We start from the raw sequence: 446 nt of genomic DNA, 5'->3' as shown, positions 1-446 counted from the left end.
CAGCACCCGGTCGGACCCTGTCGTGAAGGCCCGCGCGTCGAGCAAAGCACTCCAAGTGCCCTGGTGCAGTCGTAGGATCCGGCTGTCTCCCACGACGGCCGAAAAGAGCCTGGGGTCGCGCGTCGGTTCGGTGGGTGCCACCAACACGGCGAGGGTGGTGGCGGCAGGGCTGGGCTCCATCATGCGGCGACGTCCAGCCGGCGGTTCGCGCCGAGGAAGCCCTTCGGTGTGTGCGGCGATGGCAACCGCGGTCCGCTCGAACACCCCGGTCCACCAGTGGGGGCCGTCGGGAGGACCTTCGGAACGGAGCCGGTCGAGGACGAACTGGCCGGCTTGGGCAACGGCCTCGGCAGCTGCCTCGCCGGCATTCATGGAAGAACTGACGCCGTCCGCGACGACCGCGACGATCCAGGGGAGGGCGGGGTCCGTGCGGACCTCGTAGGCAT

1 protein-coding gene is annotated in these 446 nt (G+C 70.2%); it reads right to left on the bottom strand.

What is annotated here, in order from left to right; genetic code table 11:
- A partial coding sequence (locus tag G3I71_RS47605; protein ID WP_164325183.1) for a protein phosphatase 2C domain-containing protein occupies positions 1-446 on the bottom strand: 446 nt, incomplete at both ends.

Origin of the sequence: Streptomyces sp. SID12501 (assembly GCF_010550245.1) — a bacterium.
In the GTDB taxonomy this organism is placed as follows: Bacteria; Actinomycetota; Actinomycetes; order Streptomycetales; family Streptomycetaceae; genus Streptomyces.
The sequence above is the reverse complement of the archived record's forward strand: the minus strand, read 5'-3'. Positions and strand labels throughout refer to the sequence as shown.